23 protein-coding genes are annotated in these 21,528 nt (G+C 65.0%); 15 read left to right on the forward strand and 8 right to left on the reverse strand.

Annotated features, from left to right (window positions below; genetic code table 11):
* Positions 1 to 23: 23 nt before the first annotated feature.
* Genes AB7008_RS22095 through AB7008_RS22115 form a run of 5 tightly spaced genes read left to right on the forward strand, consistent with a single transcriptional unit; the run spans position 24 to position 4,287 of the window.
* Positions 24 to 1,913 carry an ABC transporter permease gene (locus tag AB7008_RS22095; RefSeq protein ID WP_028159316.1) on the forward strand — a complete coding sequence of 630 codons (1,890 nt, stop codon included), beginning with the start codon at positions 24 to 26 and terminating at the stop codon, positions 1,911 to 1,913.
* Positions 1,910 to 2,701: an ABC transporter ATP-binding protein gene (locus tag AB7008_RS22100; RefSeq protein WP_248882728.1), complete on the forward strand. Its 792-nt coding sequence runs from the start codon at positions 1,910 to 1,912 to the stop codon at positions 2,699 to 2,701. The genes AB7008_RS22095 and AB7008_RS22100 overlap by 4 nt, the downstream gene beginning before the upstream one ends.
* A complete protein-coding gene (locus AB7008_RS22105) occupies positions 2,698 to 3,402 on the forward strand; it encodes an ABC transporter ATP-binding protein (protein ID WP_014496094.1) in 705 nt (234 codons plus the stop codon). The genes AB7008_RS22100 and AB7008_RS22105 overlap by 4 nt, the downstream gene beginning before the upstream one ends.
* Before the next feature lie 14 nt (positions 3,403 to 3,416).
* Entirely contained in the window at positions 3,417 to 3,872 is a 456-nt protein-coding gene (locus tag AB7008_RS22110; RefSeq protein ID WP_014496093.1) for a MarR family winged helix-turn-helix transcriptional regulator, read from the forward strand.
* Positions 3,873 to 3,915: 43 nt separating this feature from the next.
* Positions 3,916 to 4,287 (forward strand): hypothetical protein, encoded by a 372-nt coding sequence (locus AB7008_RS22115; RefSeq protein ID WP_441259534.1) that lies wholly within the window; start codon positions 3,916 to 3,918, stop codon positions 4,285 to 4,287.
* A gap of 4 nt (positions 4,288 to 4,291) precedes the next feature.
* Here AB7008_RS22115 and AB7008_RS22120 read toward each other — a convergent pair whose 3' ends face one another.
* Both AB7008_RS22120 and AB7008_RS22125 read right to left on the reverse strand, forming a co-directional pair.
* The gene (locus tag AB7008_RS22120) at positions 4,292 to 4,981 is read right to left on the reverse strand and encodes a hypothetical protein (RefSeq protein ID WP_304493848.1); all 690 of its coding nucleotides are present in this window, start codon (positions 4,979 to 4,981) and stop codon (positions 4,292 to 4,294) included.
* Between the two features lie 125 nt (positions 4,982 to 5,106).
* Positions 5,107 to 6,303: an amidohydrolase family protein gene (locus AB7008_RS22125; RefSeq protein WP_038932039.1), complete on the reverse strand. Its 1,197-nt coding sequence runs from the start codon at positions 6,301 to 6,303 to the stop codon at positions 5,107 to 5,109.
* Positions 6,304 to 6,462: 159 nt separating this feature from the next.
* Here AB7008_RS22125 and AB7008_RS22130 point away from each other — a divergent pair, with 159 nt between their 5' ends.
* The 3 genes from AB7008_RS22130 to AB7008_RS22140 all read left to right on the forward strand — a co-directional run bounded on the left by AB7008_RS22130 (position 6,463) and on the right by AB7008_RS22140 (position 9,066).
* Positions 6,463 to 7,236, forward strand: a complete 774-nt coding sequence (locus AB7008_RS22130) for a ferredoxin--NADP reductase (protein WP_304493849.1) — start codon at positions 6,463 to 6,465, stop codon at positions 7,234 to 7,236.
* Positions 7,237 to 7,342: 106 nt separating this feature from the next.
* A complete protein-coding gene (locus tag AB7008_RS22135; RefSeq protein ID WP_014496088.1) occupies positions 7,343 to 7,669 on the forward strand; it encodes a hypothetical protein in 327 nt (108 codons plus the stop codon).
* A gap of 89 nt (positions 7,670 to 7,758) precedes the next feature.
* Positions 7,759 to 9,066, forward strand: a complete 1,308-nt coding sequence (locus AB7008_RS22140; protein ID WP_304493850.1) for a cytochrome P450 family protein — start codon at positions 7,759 to 7,761, stop codon at positions 9,064 to 9,066.
* Here the strand turns inward: AB7008_RS22140 and AB7008_RS22145 are convergent.
* The 3 genes from AB7008_RS22145 to AB7008_RS22155 form a co-directional block, all read right to left on the reverse strand.
* Positions 8,967 to 10,217 (reverse strand): DUF763 domain-containing protein, encoded by a 1,251-nt coding sequence (locus tag AB7008_RS22145; protein WP_441259535.1) that lies wholly within the window; start codon positions 10,215 to 10,217, stop codon positions 8,967 to 8,969. The genes AB7008_RS22140 and AB7008_RS22145 overlap by 100 nt on opposite strands.
* 92 nt (positions 10,218 to 10,309) lie before the next feature.
* Positions 10,310 to 11,110 (reverse strand): ABC transporter substrate-binding protein, encoded by an 801-nt coding sequence (locus AB7008_RS22150; protein WP_441259536.1) that lies wholly within the window; start codon positions 11,108 to 11,110, stop codon positions 10,310 to 10,312.
* A 10-nt stretch (positions 11,111 to 11,120) separates the two neighbouring features.
* On the reverse strand, positions 11,121 to 12,098 hold the full coding sequence (locus tag AB7008_RS22155) for a tripartite tricarboxylate transporter substrate binding protein (RefSeq protein WP_028159308.1): 978 nt from the start codon (positions 12,096 to 12,098) through the stop codon (positions 11,121 to 11,123).
* 114 nt (positions 12,099 to 12,212) lie between these two features.
* Between AB7008_RS22155 and AB7008_RS22160 the strand changes: the two genes are divergently transcribed.
* The 7 genes from AB7008_RS22160 to AB7008_RS22190 all read left to right on the forward strand — a co-directional run bounded on the left by AB7008_RS22160 (position 12,213) and on the right by AB7008_RS22190 (position 18,410).
* Complete coding sequence (locus AB7008_RS22160; RefSeq protein ID WP_248882740.1) at positions 12,213 to 12,923, forward strand: TetR/AcrR family transcriptional regulator; 711 nt, start codon at positions 12,213 to 12,215, stop codon at positions 12,921 to 12,923.
* 30 nt (positions 12,924 to 12,953) lie between these two features.
* Complete coding sequence (locus AB7008_RS22165; RefSeq protein ID WP_304493852.1) at positions 12,954 to 13,838, forward strand: amidohydrolase family protein; 885 nt, start codon at positions 12,954 to 12,956, stop codon at positions 13,836 to 13,838.
* Positions 13,835 to 15,136 carry a C4-dicarboxylate transporter DctA gene (dctA, locus tag AB7008_RS22170; RefSeq protein ID WP_441259537.1) on the forward strand — a complete coding sequence of 434 codons (1,302 nt, stop codon included), beginning with the start codon at positions 13,835 to 13,837 and terminating at the stop codon, positions 15,134 to 15,136. Before AB7008_RS22165 ends, dctA begins: the two co-directional genes overlap by 4 nt.
* A gap of 66 nt (positions 15,137 to 15,202) precedes the next feature.
* Positions 15,203 to 15,916, forward strand: a complete 714-nt coding sequence (locus AB7008_RS22175; RefSeq protein WP_027517331.1) for a PIG-L deacetylase family protein — start codon at positions 15,203 to 15,205, stop codon at positions 15,914 to 15,916.
* Complete coding sequence (locus tag AB7008_RS22180; RefSeq protein ID WP_304493854.1) at positions 15,913 to 16,596, forward strand: 4-carboxy-4-hydroxy-2-oxoadipate aldolase/oxaloacetate decarboxylase; 684 nt, start codon at positions 15,913 to 15,915, stop codon at positions 16,594 to 16,596. The genes AB7008_RS22175 and AB7008_RS22180 overlap by 4 nt, the downstream gene beginning before the upstream one ends.
* A 27-nt stretch (positions 16,597 to 16,623) precedes the next feature.
* On the forward strand, positions 16,624 to 17,493 hold the full coding sequence (locus AB7008_RS22185) for a hypothetical protein (protein ID WP_304493855.1): 870 nt from the start codon (positions 16,624 to 16,626) through the stop codon (positions 17,491 to 17,493).
* Positions 17,493 to 18,410 (forward strand): NAD(P)-dependent oxidoreductase, encoded by a 918-nt coding sequence (locus tag AB7008_RS22190; RefSeq protein WP_304493856.1) that lies wholly within the window; start codon positions 17,493 to 17,495, stop codon positions 18,408 to 18,410. Before AB7008_RS22185 ends, AB7008_RS22190 begins: the two co-directional genes overlap by 1 nt.
* Positions 18,411 to 18,428: 18 nt before the next feature.
* Here AB7008_RS22190 and AB7008_RS22195 read toward each other — a convergent pair whose 3' ends face one another.
* The 3 genes from AB7008_RS22195 to AB7008_RS22205 form a co-directional block, all read right to left on the reverse strand.
* Complete coding sequence (locus AB7008_RS22195; RefSeq protein ID WP_028159300.1) at positions 18,429 to 18,740, reverse strand: hypothetical protein; 312 nt, start codon at positions 18,738 to 18,740, stop codon at positions 18,429 to 18,431.
* Between the two features lie 152 nt (positions 18,741 to 18,892).
* Positions 18,893 to 20,098, reverse strand: a complete 1,206-nt coding sequence (locus AB7008_RS22200) for an amidohydrolase family protein (RefSeq protein WP_304493857.1) — start codon at positions 20,096 to 20,098, stop codon at positions 18,893 to 18,895.
* Between the two features lie 73 nt (positions 20,099 to 20,171).
* Positions 20,172 to 21,410, reverse strand: a complete 1,239-nt coding sequence (locus AB7008_RS22205) for an amidohydrolase family protein (RefSeq protein ID WP_441259538.1) — start codon at positions 21,408 to 21,410, stop codon at positions 20,172 to 20,174.
* Positions 21,411 to 21,528 lie beyond the last annotated feature (118 nt).

Raw genomic sequence — 21,528 nt, forward strand, 5'->3', positions numbered from 1 at the left:
CAAACACCCAACCCGGACCGCCGATGGCCTTTTATGTCGTACAGTTTCTGACCGGTCTCGCCAGCGCAGCGTCGCTGTTTCTGGTGGCCTCGGGCCTGTCGATCATCTTTGGCGTGACGCGGATCGTGAATTTCGCGCATGGCGCCTTCTACATGATCGGCGCCTACATCGCCTTCACGCTCACCGAGCGGCTTTCGGGCGCGTTCGGCTTCTGGGGCGGGATCGTCATCGCCGCGTTTGCCGTGGCCTTGATCGGCGTCATCGTCGAGATGGTGCTGCTGCGCCGTATCTATCATGCGCCCGAGCTGTTCCAGCTGCTTGCGACCTTCGGCCTGACCTTGATGGTCGAGGATCTCGTCGTGCTGATCTGGGGCCCCGACGATCTCGTCGGCCGCCGCGCGCCGGGCTTCAAGGGCGCTATCGATTTCTTCGGCCAGAACATCCCGAGCTACGATTTGTTCCTGATCGTGCTCGGACCGGTCGTGCTCGGCATTCTCTGGCTGCTGTTCCAGCGCACGCGCTGGGGCGTGCTGGTGCGCGCGGCGACGCAGGACCGAGACATGGTCGCAGCGCTCGGCGTCAACCAGAAATGGTTGTTCACATCCGTGTTTGCGGTCGGCGTCTTCCTTGCCGCGCTCGGCGGCGCGCTCCAGATCCCGCGCGATGCCGTGCATCACGCCATGGATCTGCGCATCATCGTCGAGGTCTTCGTCGTGGTCGTGATCGGCGGCCTCGGCAGCATCGTCGGCGCCTTCGTCGCGGCGGTGCTGGTCTCCGAGCTCAACGCCTTCGGCATCCTGATCTTCCCGAAGATCTCCATCATCCTGGTTTTCCTGGTGATGGCGGTGGTGCTGATCGTCAGGCCCTGGGGTCTGTTCGGCAAGCCGGAGGCGGCCGCGCGCAAGACACCGGGCCTCACCGTCAATCCCTGGCGGCCGCTGACGTCGAACGAGCGGTTCGCGGCACTTGCCGCGCTCGTCATCGCGGCGGCGCTGCCGCTGTTCGCCGGCAATTATGTTCTCACGGTCGGTTCGGAGATCGCGATCTTCGTGATCTTCGCCGTCAGCCTGCATTTCCTGATGTCGGTCGGCGGGCTCGCGTCGTTCGGGCATGCCGCTTATTTCGGTCTCGGCGCCTACGGCGTCGCCTTCCTCGCCAAGATGGCAGGGTTGCCGATGATCGTGTGCCTGCTGCTCGGGCCGCTGCTGGGCTGCATGGGCGCGGCCGTGTTCGGCTTCTTCGCGGTGCAGCTGTCCGGTGTCTATTTCGCGATGCTGACGCTTGCGTTTGCGCAGATCGTCTGGTCGATCGCGTTCCAGTGGGTGAGTGTAACGGGCGGCGACAACGGCATACTCGGCGTCTGGCCGTCGAGCTGGGCGGCGAGCCCGTCGCATTTCTATTGGTTGGCGCTCGGCGTTGCGGCACTCGTGACGGTCGCGCTACGGGCCATGGTCTTCTCGCCGTTCGGCTACGCACTCCGGGCCACGCGCGACTCGCCTCTGCGCAGCGAGGCGGTCGGCATCAATGCCAAGCGCATCCAGTGGACGGCGTTCGTGATCGCAGGCACGACCGCCGGCATCGGTGGCGCGCTTTTCGCCTACCTCAAGGGCAGCGTCTTCCCCGACAATCTCGGCATCTCGCTGTCGGTCGATGCACTCGTCATGGTGCTGCTCGGCGGCGTCGAGACGGTGTCGGGCCCGGTGATCGGTGCCATCGTCTACAAAGCGCTCAACATCTGGCTGGTCAGCCAGACCGATCTGTCAAAGCTCGTGCTCGGCGGCTTCATCGTGCTGATCGTCGTCGTCTTCCCCAAGGGCATCGTCGGCATGCTGGAGATGCTGGCGCAGCGGCGCAGGAAGACATCGCCGCCGGGATCTCCCTTGCTTGCCAAGCCGATCGAGTCCGTCGAATGAGTGTCGCACCCCCACTTCTCGCGGTTGAAGGCCTGTCCAAATCCTACGGCGGCATCCATGCCGTGCGCGGCGTCTCGTTCTCGCTGCGGTCAGGCGAAATTCTGGCGCTGATCGGTCCGAACGGCGCCGGCAAGAGCACCTGCTTCGACATGCTCAACGGCCAGAACAAGCCTGATACCGGCCATGTCCGCCTGCTGGGCGAGGAGACCACCGGCAAGAAGCCGCGCGAGATCTGGCGGCTCGGCGTCGGACGCACCTTCCAGATCACCGCGACCTTCGCGACGATGACCGTGCGCGAGAACGTGCAGGTCGCGCTGATCTCGCATGGCAGGCAGCTGTTCAATCTCTTCGGCTCGGCGCCGAACTTCGACCGTGGCGAGGCCGGGCGGCTGCTCGAACTCGTCGGCATGGGCGGCTACGCGGATCGACCCTGCGGCGAGCTCGCCTATGGCGACCTCAAGCGGCTCGAGCTCGCGGTGGCGCTCGCCAACGAGCCGAAGCTGCTGTTGATGGACGAGCCGACCGCCGGCATGGCGCCGCGCGAACGCGTCGAGCTGATGCGGCTGACAGCGCAGATCGCGCGGGAGAAGTCGATCGGCGTGCTCTTCACCGAGCACGACATGGACGTCGTGTTCGAGCATGCCGACCGCATCATCGTACTCAACCGCGGCACGCTGATCGCCGAGGGCTCGCCGGCGGAGGTGCGCGCCAATCCGCAAGTGCAGGCGGTCTATCTCGGCGAGGGCCTGCTTTACGATGCCGAGCATCGCGAGGGAGCATCAACATGAAGCTCACGGTGCAGGACCTCAACAGTCATTACGGCCCGGCCCATATCCTGTTCGACATCGGCTTCGAGGTCGGTGAGGGCGAAGTGGTGGCGCTTCTGGGCCGCAACGGCGCCGGCAAGTCGACGACCTTCCGTTCCATCGTCGGCCTCGTCGCGCAACGAACCGGCCGCATCATGTTCGAGGGCAAGGATGTCTCGGTGCGCCCGACGCATGAAATCGTGCGCGACGGGCTCGGCTATGTGCCGGAGGAGCGGCGCATCTTCACCGATCTGACGGTGGAAGAGAATCTCGAAGTCGGTCGTCAGCCGAAGCGTCCGAACGCACCATACTGGACGCGCGACAAGCTGTTCGCGCTGTTTCCGAACCTGGGTGAGATGAAAAATCGCCCGGGCGGCCGCATGAGCGGCGGCGAGCAGCAGATGCTCACCATCGCGCGCACGCTGATGGGCAATCCGTCGCTGGTGTTGCTCGACGAGCCCTCGGAAGGCCTGTCGCCGAAGATCGTGGAGCAGATGGTCGATGCCATTCTGACCATGAAGAAGGAAGGCGTCAGCATCGTCGTGTCCGAGCAGAATTTGCATTTTGCGCGGCTGATTTCCGACCGCGCCTATATCATCGAGCGCGGCCGCATCTGCTTCGGCGGCACCATGGCCGAGCTCGACGCGCGTCCGGATATCCGCGACGCGCATCTGTCGTTGTGAGGGGCGGGGAGCGAATGGCGAGAAGCGTCGCGGCGAAGAAAAGCGTCAAACCGGCAAAATCGTCTTACGTGCTCGACGAGCAAGTCGGCTTCATCCTGCGTCAGGTCTGGCAGCGCCACAGCTCGATCTTCTCGCGCGACATCGGCACAAATCTGACCCCGACGCAGTGGGCGGCATTGTCGAAGCTGGCCGAGACCGGGCCATGCTCGCAGAACCAGCTCGGGCGGCTGACGGCGATGGATGTCGCGACCATCAAGGGCGTGATCGATCGCCTCACGGCGCGCGGTCTCACGGAGACCAGCCAGGACCCTGAAGACGGACGTCGGTTGCTGGTCAGCCTGACGCGTGCCGGTCAGCAGCTCGCGGAGAAGGTCGCGCCGAATGCGCTCGCGATTACCCGGGAAACGCTGGCGCCGCTCGACGCCAGGGAGCGCGAGATGCTGATGGCGCTGTTGAACAAGCTGCGGTGAGGCGCGACTAACCTCGATGAGGACGTCATCGAGGTTTTTCGGCATGAGAGCGGCGACGCAGCTTGCGATGGTTCTGAGTCTCGTTGCGGCTCCCGCCTGGGCGGCGCAACCCTACGAGGGCTTCTGGGCGTCAACCAAAAAAGATTGCCGCGATCAGGACAGTGCCAATCGGATGAGCATCGAGGGCGGCAACCGCCTCTATTGGTACGAGACGCGCTGCCGCGCCGGCGAGATCACCGCGGACGGCAAGCAAAGCTGGAAGATGCGGCTTGCCTGCGAGGGCGAGGGCGAGAAGTTTCGCTCCAATCCGCGTGTGTCCATCGCGGCGGACGGCAGGCTGGTGATGCAGAACGGACCGGTCGGGCAGGCCAGGCGCCAGACCTATGTGCGTTGTGAGATCGCGAAAAAGCGCTGATCTCTTACGTCTTCCCCGGCCATTTGGCGCGATAGCGGATTTCGCTGCCATCCGCGAGTCGCCGCCACGTGCCGAACTCCGGCGTATGCGGCGCCCGGGCTGTCAGATCGATAGGATAGATCCGGCTCGGCTGGTCCTGGATGGTGACGGCGAGTTGCCGGTGCGAGGTGCGGAATGCCAGTTCGACCTCGCCCGCGATGACAGATTGATCGCCATCGCGATAGAAGGCGGCGGGGGTCACTTCGCCCGGCATGGTGTTGAGGTCGGTCTGCAATTCGATGGTGATGCCTTGCGGTGACGCCGGCACCGTTACGCCGGCGGGGAAGCGAACCTCGAACACGAGCAGGGGATTGTTGGCGTTCGGATTGAGCCAGGGTGTTGCGGTCGCATAGGCGTAGGCAATGTAGATGCCGATACCGGCGGCGCAGAGCAGGACGACGATGCCAAGTGACTTCAGGCTGTTGCGCGCGACGCTGCCATTGCCCGCGTCCCTGCCTGAACGCGTCACCAGCCAACTGGCGAGCATCGCGCCGGCGATCGCGCCGACGGGGGAGTAGAAGAACAGCCCCAACAGACCCGACGTGATCGGGTCTGCGCGGTTGCCGAAATCGAGCAGGGAGAACAACACAAAGGTCGCGACATAGCCCGCTACCGCGCCAGCAACGCCAGCGGCTATTCGCGATGAGTTTTTCATGTCTCCCTCGATGGTCCAGCAATGAACTGCCGCCGCCGAGGGCTGCCTGCGTTAGACGCTGCAGGCAGCGGACTTGTTCAATGCCTTCGAGGGGCGATGCGGAGCGGCGAGCCGCTCCGGCTGCGTCACTTCGCCACCACTTCCGGCACCCGGCCGGCGGGCGGCGTGTTGCGGCTGCGCTGGGTGCGCACGATGCCGTCGATGATGGTCATGCCGATGCCGGGGAGGTCGCCGAGCTGGACGCTCTCCAGGATGGTCTTGCCGGGCGAGTGCTGGGCCTTGTCCATGATGACGAAATCGGCGGAGCGGCCGACCTCGATCAGGCCGCAATCGAGCTGACGCATCCGCGCGGTGTTGCCGGTCGCAAGGCAGAACGCGATCTCGGCCGGCAGGTCGCCGAGCGAAGACAGCATCGAGACCATGCGCAGAATGCCGAGCGGCTGCACGCCTGAGCCGGCGGGCGCGTCGGTGCCGAGGATGACGCGGTGCAGGTCGCCCATCTCGCGCGCGATGCGCAGCGTGAACAGGGCCGAGCGCTCATTGCCGTTGTGAACGATCTCGAGGCCGCGCTTGCAGCCCTCGCAGATGCAGCGGATCTGGTCGTCGGGCAGCGCCGTGTGGCCGCCATTGATGTGGCCGACCACGTCGGTGTCTGCCTCCAGCACCACGTCCTTGTCGATCAGGCCGGAGCCGGGGATCGAGGGGCCGCCGGTGTGGATCGTGCTCTGGATGCCGTATTTGCGGGCCCAGCCGACCATCTTGCGCGCCGTCGGGCCGTCCTTGACGCCGCCGAGGCCGACCTCACCGAGCAGCTTGACGCCGGCGGCGGCCAACTCCTTGAAATCCTCCTCGACCATCTCGCATTCGATCACCGGCGCGCCGGCGTGAACCTTCACGCCGCCCGGGCGCAGATTCCAGAATGCGCGCTGTGCGAAGATCGCCATCGCCTTCAGCCCGACGACGTCGCGCGGGCGGCCGGGCATGTGCACCTCGCCGGCGGAGATCATCGTGGTGACGCCGCCGTGCAGATTGCTGTCGATCCAGCCGATCTGGTTCTGGCGCGGCGTCCAGTCGCCCGCCACAGGGTGGACATGGCTGTCGATCAGGCCGGGCGCGACCGTGGTGCCGTTGGCCTCGACGATGGTGGTCGCGCCTTCGGTGTTGAGGTCCTTGAAGCGGCCGATGGCGGTGATCTTGCCGTTCTCGGCGACGATGGTGTCGCCGTCCAGGATCGGCTTTTCCAGGGCGCCGGACAGGATCAGGCCGATGTTCCGGATCACGAGCTTCGAGGGTCCGGTGGCCTGGGGGGCGTCATGCGCCATGGAAGGGGCTCCTTGTTCCTAACTGCAACGCTCGCGATCTTGGGCAGCCTTGACCCCGGGAGCAAGCAGGATTATTCATTAGTACACGAATGATCGTGTACAAACGACGCATAGCTGCCCCGCCTCGGAAACCGCATTGGAAGCGACAGGGAAGGTGAGATGAGCAATTTCAATCAGGAAAGCGTTTTGAGCGTCCACCACTGGACCGACACGCTGTTCTCTTTCAAGACCACCCGCAGCCCGACCTTCCGTTTCCGCAACGGCGAATTCACCATGATCGGGCTCAAGGTCGGCGAGAAGCCGCTGCTGCGGGCCTACAGCGTCGCCAGCGCCAATTACGAGGAGACGCTGGAGTTCTTCTCGATCAAGGTGCCGGACGGTCCGCTGACCTCGCGCCTCCAGCATCTGAAGGAAGGCGACGAGATCATCGTCAGCCGCAAGGCCACCGGCACGCTGGTGATCGACAATCTCGAAGAGGGCCGCAACCTCTACCTCATCGGCACCGGCACGGGCCTCGCGCCGTTCCTGAGCGTGATCAAGGACCCCGAGACCTATGAGCGGTTCGAGAAAGTCGTGCTGCTGCACGGCTGCCGGCATGTGAAGGAGCTCGCCTATGGCGAGATGATCACCGAGACGCTGCCGAAGGACGAATTGATCGGCGAGTACATCCGCAATCAGCTGATCTACTATCCGACCGTGACCCGCGATCCCTTCCGCAACCGCGGTCGCATCACCGACCTCATCACCTCGGGCAAGCTGTTCGCCGATATCGGCCTGCCGCCGCTGGAAGCCGCCCACGACCGGGTCATGATCTGTGGCAGCCCGGCATTGGTCGCTGACACCCGCGTGCTCCTGGGCGAGCGTGGCCTCATTGAGGGCAATCATGGCGAGCCGGCCCAATTCGTGGTCGAAAAGGCCTTTGCCGAGCGCTGATCGCGGATTCTTCGCGCAATAAGACCGTATTTTCGCCGTTCGGCGGGCGTTGCGGCGCCGATTCCGTGCGCGATACACTGTGGGAACGAATCAGCGGAGTTCCCACATGGTTGCGGACAGCGACAGCAACATCGCCTGGCACCGGGTTCAGTTGAAGAAGAACCGCGCCGAGTTGAAGGCGCTGGAGACCGCGCGCTTCACGATGGGCGAGATCGCGTCTTCGAAGCGGGACGGGCAGACCCAGAAGGCGATTGCGGAACTCAAGCGCAAGATCTCGCTATCCGAGCGCTTGGTCGCCGATCACGACAAGCGCACGCGCCGTCCCCTCGGCACCGATCTGCAAAGCCTCAGCAACGGTAGCTGGAGCCATTGGGACGCCTACACCGGCCGGCAGCAGCGCAAGACCGGCCAACGCTCGCCGGGCCGCGGCTAGGCTCGCTTCTTCTCGCGCGGTTCCGGCCCTTGCGCGTCGCCTCGTACACACCATCTGGTTGAGGCGCCACCAACCAGTACGGTGATCCCATGACACCGCGCCTCGATTTCACCAGCGAGGCCTTCTTCCGCGATCCGCCCAAGGCGATCGCGGCGCTGCGCGCGTCCGGCCCCGTGGTCGCGACGCGCTTTCCTCTGGTCGGCGATGTCTGGATCACCACGACCCATGACGCCACGGCGCAGGTCCTGAAGGACGGCACCACCTTCACGCTGCGCAAGGGCGACGGCAAAGTCGCCGGCCTGCGCTGGTGGATGCCAAAACTGGTCACCACCATCGCCAACAACATGCTGACGATGGACGAGCCTGATCACACGAGGCTGCGCAGCATCGTGGACGAGGCTTTTCGCCGCCGCGCCATCGTGGCGATGGAGCCACGCATTCGCGCCATCGCCGACGGGTTGGCGAACGACCTGTTTGCCGATGGCAGCCCCGCCGACCTCGTTCGGCGTTACGCCCGCATTCTGCCGGTGTCGGTGATCTGCGAATTGCTCGGCCTGCCTGCGGCCGATCGCCCGCGATTCATCGCCTGGGCCAACAAGATGTCGTCGCTGACGAATGTGGTCAGCTTCTTCCGCCTGCTGCTCGCGTTTCGCAAGATGCGCGCCTATCTCGAACGGCAGTTGCAGATCGCGCGCGTGCAGGGCGGCGAGGGCCTGATTGCGGAGCTGGTTCAGGTCGAGCGTGAGGGCGGCCAAATCACGCCGGACGAAATGGTGTCGATGGTGTTCCTGCTGCTCGCGGCGGGATCGGAGACCACGACGCATCTGATCAGCGGCTCGGTCTACGAGCTCCTCAGAAATCCGGGCTTGCGCGATTGGCTGGAGCAAGACCGGAGCCGCATCGGGCTCGCGGTCGAGGAGTTTTTGCGCTTCGTGTCACCGGTGCAGTTTTCCAAGCCGCGCTATGTGCGGCGGGATATCGAGCTTGCTGGCGTGCCGCTGAAAAAGGGCGATCGTGTCATGGTCATGCTCGCCGCGGCGAACATGGATCCGGCGGTGCATGACCGACCCGAGCAACCCGACCTCACGCGCAAGCCGAACCGCCACATCTCGTTCGGAACGGGAATTCACTTCTGTCTCGGCCATCAGCTCGCACGGATCGAGGCGGCCTGTGCGCTCGAGGCGCTGTTTGCGCGATGGCCGAAGCTCGGTCTCGCCGTCGATCCCGCGCAAATCCACTGGCGCAAGCGGCCGGGCATGCGCGCGATCGCGGAGTTGCCGGTCGTCGCGGCGGACAGTCAGCCCGTCGACTTCCGCGACGCCACGACATCGCGCTCCCAGCCGAACACGGAGCGGCCGTCGAGATCGGGCGAAGCTTCACGCTCTCCCGCGATGTAGGCCTCGACCGACGGACCGCTGGCAGTCCGCTCCAGCCGCCGCGCCTGGTCGTCGAGGCGCCTGATCGCCTGCATCTCCTCTTCGCGTCCGAGCTTGGCGTTCTGGATCGCGCCCTTCAGCACGCGGATGGTCTCGTCATAGACCTTGATCGGGACGGGGTAGGGATGCCGGTCCTTGCCGCCATGGGCGAGCGAGAAGCGCGCGGGATCGTTGAAGCGATAGGGCGCGCCATGCACGACCTCGGCGACCATCGCCAGCGAGAGCACGGTGCGCGCGCCGACGCCGGGCGTCAGCAGCAATTCCGGAAAATCGACAGGGCCGCGTTCGGCCGCGGCGGCCAGCGTGCCGTGCAGGCGGCGTGCGAACACGTCCTTGGGCCGGACATCATGATGCGCGGGCATGATCAGGTGCGGCAGCATCGCCTGCGCCGGCTCGGGCGCAGTCCCAACGAGGCGTTCGAATTCTGTGAGGATGCGATCGGGGCCGAGACCGCTCAACAGTTCGAGCTGCGCGGCGCGCGAGACGTCGGCGCGGTGATCGGTGAGATTGACGATCTCGCCCTGCTGCGGGCCGTCGATCGCGCTGTGCGGCGTGTCGACAAAACTCTTCAATGCTTCCGAATGCCAGTGATAGCGGCGGGCCTGGCGCTTGTCGCCGTTCATGCCCTGCTGCACCACGGTCCACTTGCCGTCGGCAGTGACGAAGAAGCCGTGCAGATAGAGATCGAAACCGTCCTGGACCGCGGCACTGTCGACCTTTGCCACCAGGCGACTGGCCCGCGTGAGGCTCGCGCCGTCGAAGCCGACGCGATCGCCGAGTTGCAACAGCTCGTCAGGCGTCTTGCGCGAATGCTGGCCGCGGCCGCCGCAGACATAGATGCCGAGCTCGTCCTGGAGCGGGCCGAGCCCGCGCTTCAGGGCGCCGATCACGGAGGTCGTGATGCCCGAGGAATGCCAGTCCATCCCCATCACGGCACCGAATGACTGGAACCAGAACGGATGTGACAGCCGCTGGAGGAAGGCGTCGCGTCCATAATGATGCACGATCGCCTGCGTGACGATCGCCCCCAGCGAGGCCATGCGGCTTGCCAGCCAGGGCGGAACCCGTCCGGTATGGAGAGGGAGATCGGCGCTGCCGGTACGTCGAGTCATGATCGACGCAAATTAGCGCAGTTCGGCGACGGTTGCATTGAGGGAATACTGTATTGGGCAGGGCGGGAGGACACGTCACGCAGGTCCGCGAGCTACTCGCGCGTCGCCTTGGTTGCGCCGCGCAGGCCCGCCTGCTGCTGGATCGTGTCCAGTGCGCCGGACGACTGCTCGTCCGTCACGAAGCGGTTGAGCAGGGGAAGGGCGTCCTCCCGTCCCTTGGGGATCGCGATGGCCATATGCTCGGCGCCCCAATTGCCGTCGAGGATCTTTGCGCCCGGCATCTGGTCGGACATCTCGAACAGCGTCGGCTTGTTGGTCGCGTAGAGGTCGATCTCGCCGCGGCCGAACATGGCGATCGCGGCCTTGACGCTTTCCGCGGGAACGATGGTCGCGCTCCTGAACTTCGCCGGCAGTGTCCGTTCTGAGGTCGACCCCTTGGTGACGCCGATCTTCACGCCCGGTCTGTCGATGTCCTCGATCTCTCTGATCGGCGAGTTCGCCGGGACGAGATAGCCGAGCTCAATCGCCAGCACGGGCTGGCTGAAGCTGACCTCGTTGGCGCGGGCCGGCGTGGCGTTGGTCACGGTGAAATCGACCTTGCCTTCATGGATCGCGCTGACGATGTCGGCGACGCGCTGAAACCTGACATAGTCGACGTTCACGCCGAGCCGCTTGGCCAGTTCGCCGCCGAGATCGTAGGCGAGGCCGTGCGGCTTGCCGGCCGCATCCGTCACCATCGAGGTCGGGCTGCCCGGATAGATGCCGACACGCAAGCTTCCGCTCGGCGCCAGCAGCCTGGCTTCGCCATCGGCGCGCGCGGGCGCGCCGAGCAGGCCGATCATTGCAAATGCGAGCAGGGCGGTGCGCGCAAATCGGTGGGAAGAGGTCCTCATGTGACGAGCCTCACTGCGCGCGGATGTCGGCCGCCTTCAGCACCGGCTCCCACTTGGTCGCCTCGGCGTGCATGTAGGCGTCGAAGTCCTTGGCGGAAGACCCGACCGGCGAGGCGCCGATCTTGCCCAGCGTCGACAGCACGTTCGCGTCCTGCAGCGCCGCCTTCAGATCGGTCTCGAGCTTCGCCACGATCTCCGGCGGCATCTTGGCAGGTCCAAGAACGCCCCACCAGACCGAGACGTCGTAGCCGGGGACACCTGATTCCGCGATAGTCGGCACATTCGGCAGCGCCTTGGAGCGTTCGGCCGAGGTCACCGCGAGCGCGCGCACCGGGCCGCCTTCGAGCTGGCCGATCGCTTCCGCGAGCGGATTGATGCTGAGCGGAATCTCGCCAGCGATCACGGCGGTCAGCGCCGGTGCGCCGCCTTTGTAGGGGATCGCGACGATCTTGCTGCCGGACATGTATTTGAGCAGCTCGCCGGCGAGATGCGCCGAGGTACCGTTGCCGGACATGCCGTAGGAGAGCTTGTCGGGCTCCTTCTTTGCGGCGGCGAGGAGGTCGCCGAGCGTCTTGTAGGGGCTGTCCTTCGCGACCACGATCGCAAGCGGCGAGGAGGCGACCTCGGTGATCGCGGTGAAATCCTTGAACGTGTCGTAGGGCACGCTCGGATAGATGAACTGGTTGAGCGGATGGCCGCTCGCGACCAGGATCAGCGTGTAGCCGTCCGGCGCTGCCTGCGTCAGCGCCTGCGAGGCGACGATGCCTCCGGCGCCCGGGCGGTTGTCGATCACCGGCTGCTGGCCCCAGGTCTTCGCCAGCGCCTGGCCGAGCGTACGCGCGAGCACGTCGACGGCGCCGCCCGCCGCATAGGGCACAAGGATATGGACCGGCTTGCTCGGGTAATTGTCGGCGGCCTGTGCGACGCCGCCCAGCAGCAGACCGGCACCCAGCATCAAACCGCCGATCCTCTTGTTCAAACCCAGCATTTTCCAGCACTCCTTGCGGGCTTTCGCATCCTGCCTCGGTGTTCCGAGCTGTCCGGACGCCGCCCATGGTTCTTGTTGACGAGACCTGATCTTTTGTACGATAGTACAAATCACATGGTACGCAAGCCCACCAGCAAGGAAACGGCCCGCAAGCCGAACATGCGCGAGGCGATCCTCGCCGCGGCCGAGGAGCTGTTCGCCACCAACGGCTTCAATGCCGTCTCGGTGCGCGACATCGCGCAGGCCGCCGGCGCCAATCCCGGCAGTGTCACCTATCATTTCAAGACCAAGGACGGCCTGCTGCTGGAGATCTACCAGCGCCATTGCGGGCCGATGAATTTGCGCCGTTCCGAGCTGCTCGCCGCCGCCAAACGCGTGCGCGACCTCCAGGACCGGCTGGAGGCGATCGTGCGCGCCTATGTGGTGCCGGCTTTCACTTCGGGCAGCGATCTCGCCGGGGGCGGGGCGCGCTTCACCCGGCTGCGCGCCGTGATGTCCGCCGAAGGCAACGAGGTCGCGCGAAAGATCATCGCGCAGACCTTTGACGACACCAGTCACGCCTTCATCGATGCGGTCCACGAGAGCCTGCCGCATATTCCGCGCACCGATATCGTCTGGCGCAGCCACTTCCTGCTCGGCGCACTCTATTATTCGCTGGTGACGCCGGATCGTGTCTCGCGCCTGTCGCGCGGCGAGGCCGACGGCAGCGATGCCGCCAGCGCCATCGAGCAGTTGGTGCAGGCCACCGTGGCCGCGTTCCAGGCGCCGGCGCTGGATCAGGCCGCGCCGGCGCGGCGGCGGCCGGTCGTCGGCAGCAAGATTTGAAAGAAGCGATTTCGCTCGGCAGTTCACCTGATGACGATGATGTACACGCCCACTATTCCGCCGCCTGATCCGAACACGCGCACGCCAAAATTCAAGCTGCCAAAGCTGTCCTGCGATGCGCATTGCCATATCTTCGGGCCCGGCGCGACATATCCGTACGCGCCTGACCGTTCCTACACGCCGCCGGATGCACCGCTCGAGGACTTTCGTGCGCTGCATGCCAAGCTCGGCGTCGAGCGGGCCGTCATCGTCAATGCCAGCGTGCATGGGACCGACAACACGGTCGCGCTCGAGGCGATCGCACAGAGCAATGGCGCCTATCGCGCGGTTGCCAATATCGACGACACCATCACCGAGCGTGGCCTCCAGGTGTTGCACGAGGGCGGCTTCCGGGGCTGCCGCTTCAATTTCGTGCGCCATCTCGGCGGCGTTCCCGACAAGCGCGTATTCGATCGCATCATCGCGATGGTCGCGCCGTTGGGCTGGCACATCGATCTGCATTTCGATGCGATCGACCTGCCCGAATATGCTGACATGCTGACAAGACTGCCGCTGAGCTACACCATCGACCATATGGGACGGGTGAAGGCGTCCGAGGGGCTCGACCAGCTTCCGTTCAAGATCCTGATCGAGCTGATGCAGCGCGACGAGAAGTGCTGGGTCAAGATCTGCGGCTCGGAGCGGGTGTCCTCGGCCGGACCGCCATTCACGGACGCGGTGCCGTTCGCGCGAAAGATCGTCGAGACCGCGCCCGACCGTGTCATCTGGGGTACCGACTGGCCGCATCCCAACGTCAAGGTGATGCCGAATGACGGCGATCTCGTCGACCTGATCCCGCTGTTCGCGCCGGAGCGGGAATTCCAGCGGAAGATCCTGGTCGACAATCCCGCGCGCCTGTTCGGGTTCGACGAATGACTGCGATGGCGATCGACAAGCCGCGGGGACGCGCCTGGTGGAGGGAGCTCTGGATCCAGGTGCTCATCGCCATGGCGGCCGGCATCGTGCTTGGCATCGCCAGTCCCGAGGCGGGCGCCAAGATGCAGCCGCTGGGCGACGCCTTCATCAAGGCGATCCGGATGCTGATCGCGCCGATCATCTTCTGCACGGTCTTGCACGGTATCGCGCACATGGCCGACATGGCGCGGGTCGGGCGCGTCGCCGTCAAGGCGATCGTCTATTTCGAGATCATGACGACGGTCGCGCTGATCATCGGGCTCATCGCCGTCAATCTGCTCAGCCCCGGCGTCGGCATGAACATCGATCCCGCCAGCATCAATGCCGGCGCGATCGAGCCCTATGTCAAGCAGACCGGCGCGATCGGCTTCGTTCCATTTCTCCTGAACATCGTGCCGGCTACCTTCTTCGGCGCCTTTGCCGAGGGCAACATCCTCCAGGTGCTGTTTATCTCCGTGCTGTGCGGCTTTGCCCTGGTCCAGCTCGGCGAGCGCGCCGCGCCGCTGGTCCAGCTGATCGACATCGCCGCCAAGATGGTGTTCGCCGTCGTCGGCTTCGTGATGTGGGCGGCGCCGATCGGCGCGTTCGGCGCCATCGCCTTTACGGTCGGCAAGTTCGGCGTCGGCTCGCTGGCCTCGCTCGGCAAGCTGCTGGGCGGGTTTTATCTCACTTGCGTGATCTTCGTCATCGTGGCGTTCGGCCCCGTCGCGCGTCTCTGCGGCTTCTCGCTGCTCAAGCTGATCCGCTACATCTGGGAAGAGCTGTTGATCTGCATCGCCACCACGTCGTCGGAGACGGTGTTGCCGCGGATGCTGACCAAGCTGGAGAAGGCCGGCTGCGAGCGCAGCGTGGTCGGACTGGTGATCCCGACTGGCTATTCCTTTAATCTCGACGGCACCTGCCTCTACCTTGCCGCGGCCTCGGTGTTCCTGGCGCAGGCGACCATCACGCCGTTCGGGCTCGCCGAGCAGATCGAGTTGCTCTTGATCCTGCTCGTGACCTCCAAGGGCGCGGCGGGAATCGCGGGCGCCGCCTTTGTCGTGCTGGCGGCGACGCTGTCGGCCACGGGCTCCATTCCGGTGACGAGCGTCGCGCTGGTGCTCGGCATCCATCGCCTGATGTCGCAAGGGCTGACGCCGACCAATCTGATCGGGAACGCAGTTGCGACCATTGCGATTGCCAAATGGGAGGGGGCGCTTGACGGCGAGCGTCTGAGGCGCGTGCTCGACGGCGAGGAACCCGCGGCTGCTGCCGCCTGACGAATTGGCATTCTGCATGAGGCAGGTGGCCTATGATGCTTACGAATGAAAAAGGGGAGTAGTCCCATGAAAACAGGTCTCGTGATCACCGCCCATCCCGGCGATTTCGTCTGGCGCGCCGGCGGCGCCATCGCACTGCATGCGAAGAAGGGCTATCGCATGAAGATCGTCTGCATGTCCTTCGGCGAGCGCGGCGAGAGCCAGTTCGCCTGGAAGGAAAAAGGCGCGACGCTGGAGTCGGTCAAGGCCGGCCGCAAGGACGAGGCGGAGCGGGCGGCGAAGCTGCTCGGCGCCGAGATCGAGTTCTTCGATTGCGGCGACTATCCGTTGAAGCTCACGGAGGCGCATTTCGATCGCATGGTCGATATCTACCGCGAGCTCAATCCGAGCTTCGTGCTGACGCATGCGCTGGAAGACCCCTACAATTTCGACCATCCGAACGCGGCGCATTTTGCGCAGGAGACGCGCGTGGTCGCGCAGGCGATGGGCCACAAGCCCGGCGCGCAGTACAAATATTCGGCGCCCCCGGTGTTCCTGTTCGAGCCGCACCAGCCCGAGCAATGCAATTACAAGCCGGACCTGCTCCTCAAGATTGACGAGGTCTGGAAGGAGAAGTACGAGGCGTTCCAGATCCTCGCCGCGCAAAAACATCTCTGGGGCTATTACGAGCGCGTCGCGCTCAACCGCGGCATCCAGGGCAGCCGCAACACTGGCGTGCCCATGACGTATGGCGAGGCCTATCAGCGCCTGTTCCCGACGGTTGCGGAGGAGCTGGCATGAAGCCCGTCGTCGTTCGCAACATTGAGCGCGCCGATCCCGCCGGAATGGCGGAATACGGCGTCTCGACCGTGCACGAGGCTTACGGTCGCATTGGGCTGATGAAGCCTTACCTGCGGCCCGTCTGGGCGGGGGCGTCGATTGCTGGCCCGGCCGTCACCGTGCTGGCGCAGCCCGGCGACAACTGGATGATCCATGTCGCGGTCGAGCAGTGCAGGAAGGGCGACATCCTCGTCGTGGGCTGCACCACCGACAACACCGACGGCATGTTCGGCGAGCTGCTCGCGACGTCGCTGCAGGCGCGCGGCGTGCAGGGGCTGATCATCGACGCCGGCTGCCGCGACGTGAAAGCGCTGCACGAGATGAAGTTTCCGGTGTGGTCGCGCGCGGTCTCGGCCAAGGGCACGGTCAAGGCGACGCTCGGCTCGGTCAACATTCCCGTGGTCTGTGCCGGGGTCAACGTCGATCCCGGCGACATCATCGTGGCCGATGACGACGGCGTCGTCGTGGTGCCCAGGCGCTACGCCGCTGAGGTCGCCGAAAAGGCGAAGAAGCGCAACGCGGACGAGGGCGGCAAGCGCAGGCGGCTGGCCTCGGGCGAGCTCGGCCTCGACATGTACAGCATGCGCGAGGCGCTGGCGAAGGCCGGCCTCGTCTATGTCCACAATCCCGAGGACGTCTGAGCGAGACCAGAGAAGCGGAGCGGGCGGATGGATCGTCTCAAGTTGAAGGCCGTGCTCGGAAGTCACCCCCATGTCCAGGCGGTGAAGAGCGGCGAGCTCCGCTCCGACCTCTTCGACCTCGATTTCATCGCGTACACGCCGACCAACACGGCGTTCAAGCCGATGGTGCGCGAGCAGGCTTTCGACGTCTGCGAAATGGCCATCGTCACCTATCTGATGGCGAAGGCGCACGGCAAGCCGCTGGTGCTGCTGCCGGCCACCATGCTCGGCCGCTTCCAGCATTCCTACGCGCTCTACAACCCTGCAAGGGGAGTGCTCGGGCCGTCCGACCTCGAAGGCAAGCGCGTCGGCATCCGCTCGTTCACGACCACGACGGGCGCATGGATCAGGGGCATTCTCGCCAACGACTACGGCGTCAATCTCGACAAGATCCGCTGGGTCACCTTCGAGGATCCGCACGTCGCCGAATATGTCGACACCACCGAGCGCGCGCCGAAGGACAAGAAGATCCTGCAGATGCTGCTCGACAGCGAGCTCGATGCCGTTCTCGGCGAGACCTCTGACCATCCCACATTGAGGTCGCTATTCCTCGATCCGGCTGCGGAAGCGGCCAAATGGTACACCCATCGTGGCGTCGTCCCGGTCAATCATCTCGTGGTCGTGACCGAAAAGCTCGCAAGATCGCGCCCCGATGTGGTTGCGGGCATCTATGATCTCCTGAGGCGGAGCAAGGCGCAGGTGGGACCCGCGGCGACGCCCGACCTCGTTCCGTTCGGGATCGAGGCGAACAGAAAACCATTGGAGCTGATCGTCGACTACGCATTCCAGCAAGCGCTGATCCCGCGCCGCTATGCGGTCGAAGAGCTGTTCGACGAGACGACGCGAGGATTGAATTGATGGCAGGTGATCCCAGGCGCTGGCAGATCGGGCTCGTCGGGTACGGCGAGGTCGGCAGGATATTGGCGGAAGATTTGCGCCAGCAGGACATCAAGGTCGCGGCGTATGATATCAAGCTCGGTGGGGACCAGGGCGCTCCCCTGAATGAGCATGCGGCGAAATTCGGCGTGACGCTTGCTACGTCGCACGCTGAGCTGACCGCGAAATCCGATTTCATCATTTCCGCGGTCACGGCGAGCCAGGCCGTGCCTGTTGCAAAAGCCTGCGCTGGTGCAATCAACCAGGGCACCTGGTTCCTCGATTTCAACTCGGCGTCTCCCGGCGCCAAGCAGCGCGCCGCCGCGCTGATCGACGGCGCTGACGGACGCTATGTCGAGGGCGCCGTGATGACCTCGGTGCCGCCTTATCGCATCAAGGTGCCGCTGCTGCTCGGCGGGCCCGGCGCGAGGGAGCTGGAGCCGCTGCTGAATGCAATCGGGTTCGCGGCCAAGGTTGCGAGCGACAAGCTCGGTGTGTCCTCCGCGGTGAAGATGTGCCGCAGCATCATGATCAAGGGCCTGGAGGCCATGGTCATCGAGAGCTTCACCACCGCGCGCGCTTATGGTGTCGAGGATGCGGTGCTGGCCTCGCTCGCGGAGACGTTTCCGGCGATCGACTGGGAGAAGCAGGGCGCCTATTGCTTCCAGCGCGTGATCGAGCACGGCCGCCGCCGTGCCGAGGAGGTGCGGGAGGTCGCCGAGACCGTGCGCGAGGCCGGGCTGACGCCATGGTCGGCGCAGGGCACCGCCGAGCGCCAGGCGTGGGTCGCCGATCTCGCTGATGAAGGCCTGTTCGGCATCAAGGGGACGAAGGAATTTGCCCGCAGCGCCGATTGGCGCACCGAGGCGGATCGCATTCTGGCGAAGATCAAGCGCTGAGATCCGGCGCGCTTCAGCTCAAGCCTCTGCTGCCGTCGCGTAGTCCGAGAGTTCGTCGCGCGCGAGCTCGATCAGGCTGATCAGGCTCGTGGCTTCGCGGACGACTTCCGCGGTACGCTCGGTGCGGAACTCGGTGAGAATCGTGCGAATGCATTTGTCGGCGGTATCGAGCGTCAACAGCGCGCGGGCCATGTCGTCCTGCGTGTGGATTGCCGATATGTCGATGCCCGACAGGACTTCGCCGATGCCGGTCAGTCGCTTGATGGCCATCTCGGCGGGTGTATTGGCCCGGATGGAATGGTAATCGATGCTGCTGAATGCGCTGAACATTCGATACTTCCCCGGAGAACGCAGATGTCAGTGCGAGTCCTAGTATGATCTCCTTGGCCCGTCGTGCAATGCGCGCATTTACGGTCAGGGATTCTACCGGATTCGGGGGTAACGAAGGCTAGCGGTATAATCGAACGGAAAAGATCCGATCATCAGCCGCGCTTCCCGACAATCTTACCGTCGCATGCGACGAGCTTGCCTTCCTTGTACACGGAGCGCCCTTGCGGCACTCCGACAACGGCTTCAGGAATATGCTCGGCATTCAGTGTCACGAAATCGGCTTTGGCGCCGACGCGCAGGCCATAGCCTTCGAGCCGCAGCGCTCTTGCGCCTGATACGCTGACGACATCGAACGCGATACGCAGCTCTTCATCGATGTTGAAGCCCGAGCGATAGCCGAGCGTCGTGGCCCGGCGCAGCATGTCGCCGTCGCCATAGGGCCACCAGGAATCGCGGATGTTGTCGTTGCCGCTGAAGACGGTGACGCCGGCATTGCGCAGGGCCAGGATCGGCGGGAAGGGCCGGGCGCCCGGCGCATTGGTCATGATCGCGACGCCCGAGCGGGCGAGGGTGTCGGCGATCCTCTTGAGCTGATCCATGGAGATGTCGCCGAGCCCGTAAGCATGGCTGACGGCAACGCGTCCCTCCATGCCGAGCGCGCGGGTGCGCGCTGCGATCTGCTCGATTTCGAACGCGCCAAGCGTGCCCATGTCATGCAGATGGATGTCGACGTCCACGCCGTGCTTGCCGGCCACGCCGAATACGACGTCGAGATGCTTCTCGATGTCGCGATCGAAGCTTGCGGGATCGAGCCCGCCGACGAGATCGGCGCCGAGCCCGATGGCCTCGTCCAGCAATTGCGGCGTACCCGGGCTCATCAGGATGCCGCTCTGGGGGAAGGCGACGAGCTGGATGTCGATCAGGCCGCGATATTCCTCGCGCACGCGCAAGATCGTCTCGAGCGATTTGAGGCCGACCGAGCCGTCGACCATGACGTGGCTGCGCATCTGCGTGGTGCCGTGGCCGATGCAGAGATCGAGCTGGTTGCGCGCGCGCACATCCATCGGCGCTGATACGGCCATGTTCTGGGCCTGGAAGGCGACGCGCTCATGCACGTCGAACCCGTTGGTGCATGGCTTGTGCGGACGCCAGGCGTCGCCATAGAAGCTGGTGTCGAGATGGATGTGGCCTTCGACGAAGCCGGGAACGACGAGGGCGTTGCCGAGGTCGATGGTCTCGTTCGCGGCGGGACGCTCATCGACGGACGTGATCGCGGCGATGCGGCCGTCGGCGACGGCGATGTGATGCCGGGCTCCGCCGTCGAGGCGCGCGTTCAGGAAGATCGTGTCGAAGGCCATCCGGCTGCTCCGTTGGTCGATTGTGATGATCATCGCGCAAGCTGCGGGCAGGGCGCAAGGCGCGGAAAGTCGGTCAGCCCGGCCCGAACAAGGTGGGCCGCTGCCGCTCGAACGTCTGCCGGCCAGCCTTGAAGCCCATCACGATGTCCGGCAGCTCGGCGATCGCGAAGCGGCTGTCCTGGGTATCGAGCACGACGAGGTCTGCGGGGTTGCCGACCTTGATGCCGTAATCGCCAAGGTTCATCAGCCGCGCCGGCAGCTCGGTCACGAGATCGAGACAGGTATCGAACTCGCTGACCGAGGCGTGCGCGACGTTGGCGTAGAAATTTGCCATCCGCAGCAGCGATGCGTCGCCGAACGGCGTGAACGGGTTGAGCACGTTGTTGGTGGCGACCGAGCACAGCACGCCGTCGCCGGCCAGCTTGTGCGCAAGCGTCAGTCCGCGCGGCACGTTGTGGGTGGCTTCGCGGCCCATCAGATAGAGATCGGTTGCGGGCAGCACGGTGACGGCAACGCCTGATCTCGCCAGTTGCGCGCTGGCCGCCTTCATCCGCTCAGGCGGCAGCGCCGAGAGCTTTGTGGCATGACCGATCGCCACGCGTCCCCCGTAGCTGCGCCGCTCGGTCTGCCGGCAGACCTCGTCGAGGTGCCACCAGGAGGGGTCGAGGTCGAAATCGAGATGGAGGTCGACGTCGACGTCGAATTCCTGTGCGAGATCGAAGATGCGCTCGAGGTGCGCGTTCGGGTCGGTGTCCATGTAGGGACAGCCGCCGATTGCATCGCCGCCGTCGCGCAGCGCCTGCACCAGTAGCTCTTCGCTGGCGGGATCGTTGGTCAGGCCTTCCTGCGGGAAGACACAGAGCGACAGGTCGATGGCCCAGCCATAGTCGCGCTTCAGCGCCTTGACGGCCTCGAAGCCGCGCAGGCCGATCCGCGGGTCGATCTCGACATGGGTCCGCATGCGGGTCGTGCCGTGCACGATCGCGCGTTCGAGCACTTTTGCGCCGCGCGCGTAGACGTCCTCGACCGTAAAGTCCTTCTTCATCCCGGCCACGGCGCGGATCGCGTCCGAGACGCTGCCGTGATCGTGCCCGCAGCGGCCGAGCAGGCAGGCCTTGTCGAGATGAATGTGGGTGTCGACGAACCCGGGCAGGGCGAGGCGCCCGCCGACATCGACCTCGACGGTCTCGCAGGCAAGCCGTGGCTCGATCGCGGCGATGCGGCCGCCCTTCACGCCGATATCGACGGGTGCGGCGGATGATCGCAACAGTGTGTTGCGGAAGATCAGGTCGAAGGCGGGTTGGGCGGTCATGGCGTCGGATTCAGCTGTGGTAGCCTAGCGGAAGCTTTGGAAGCTGGCAGCTCCAGATTGTGTGCAGTTATGCCACCAAATTGTTCAAAAAATGTGCATGCACTTTGCGGCGTGAATT

Origin of the sequence: Bradyrhizobium sp. 521_C7_N1_3 (genome assembly GCF_052075975.1) — a bacterium.
Taxonomy (GTDB): Bacteria; Pseudomonadota; Alphaproteobacteria; order Rhizobiales; family Xanthobacteraceae; genus Bradyrhizobium; species Bradyrhizobium japonicum.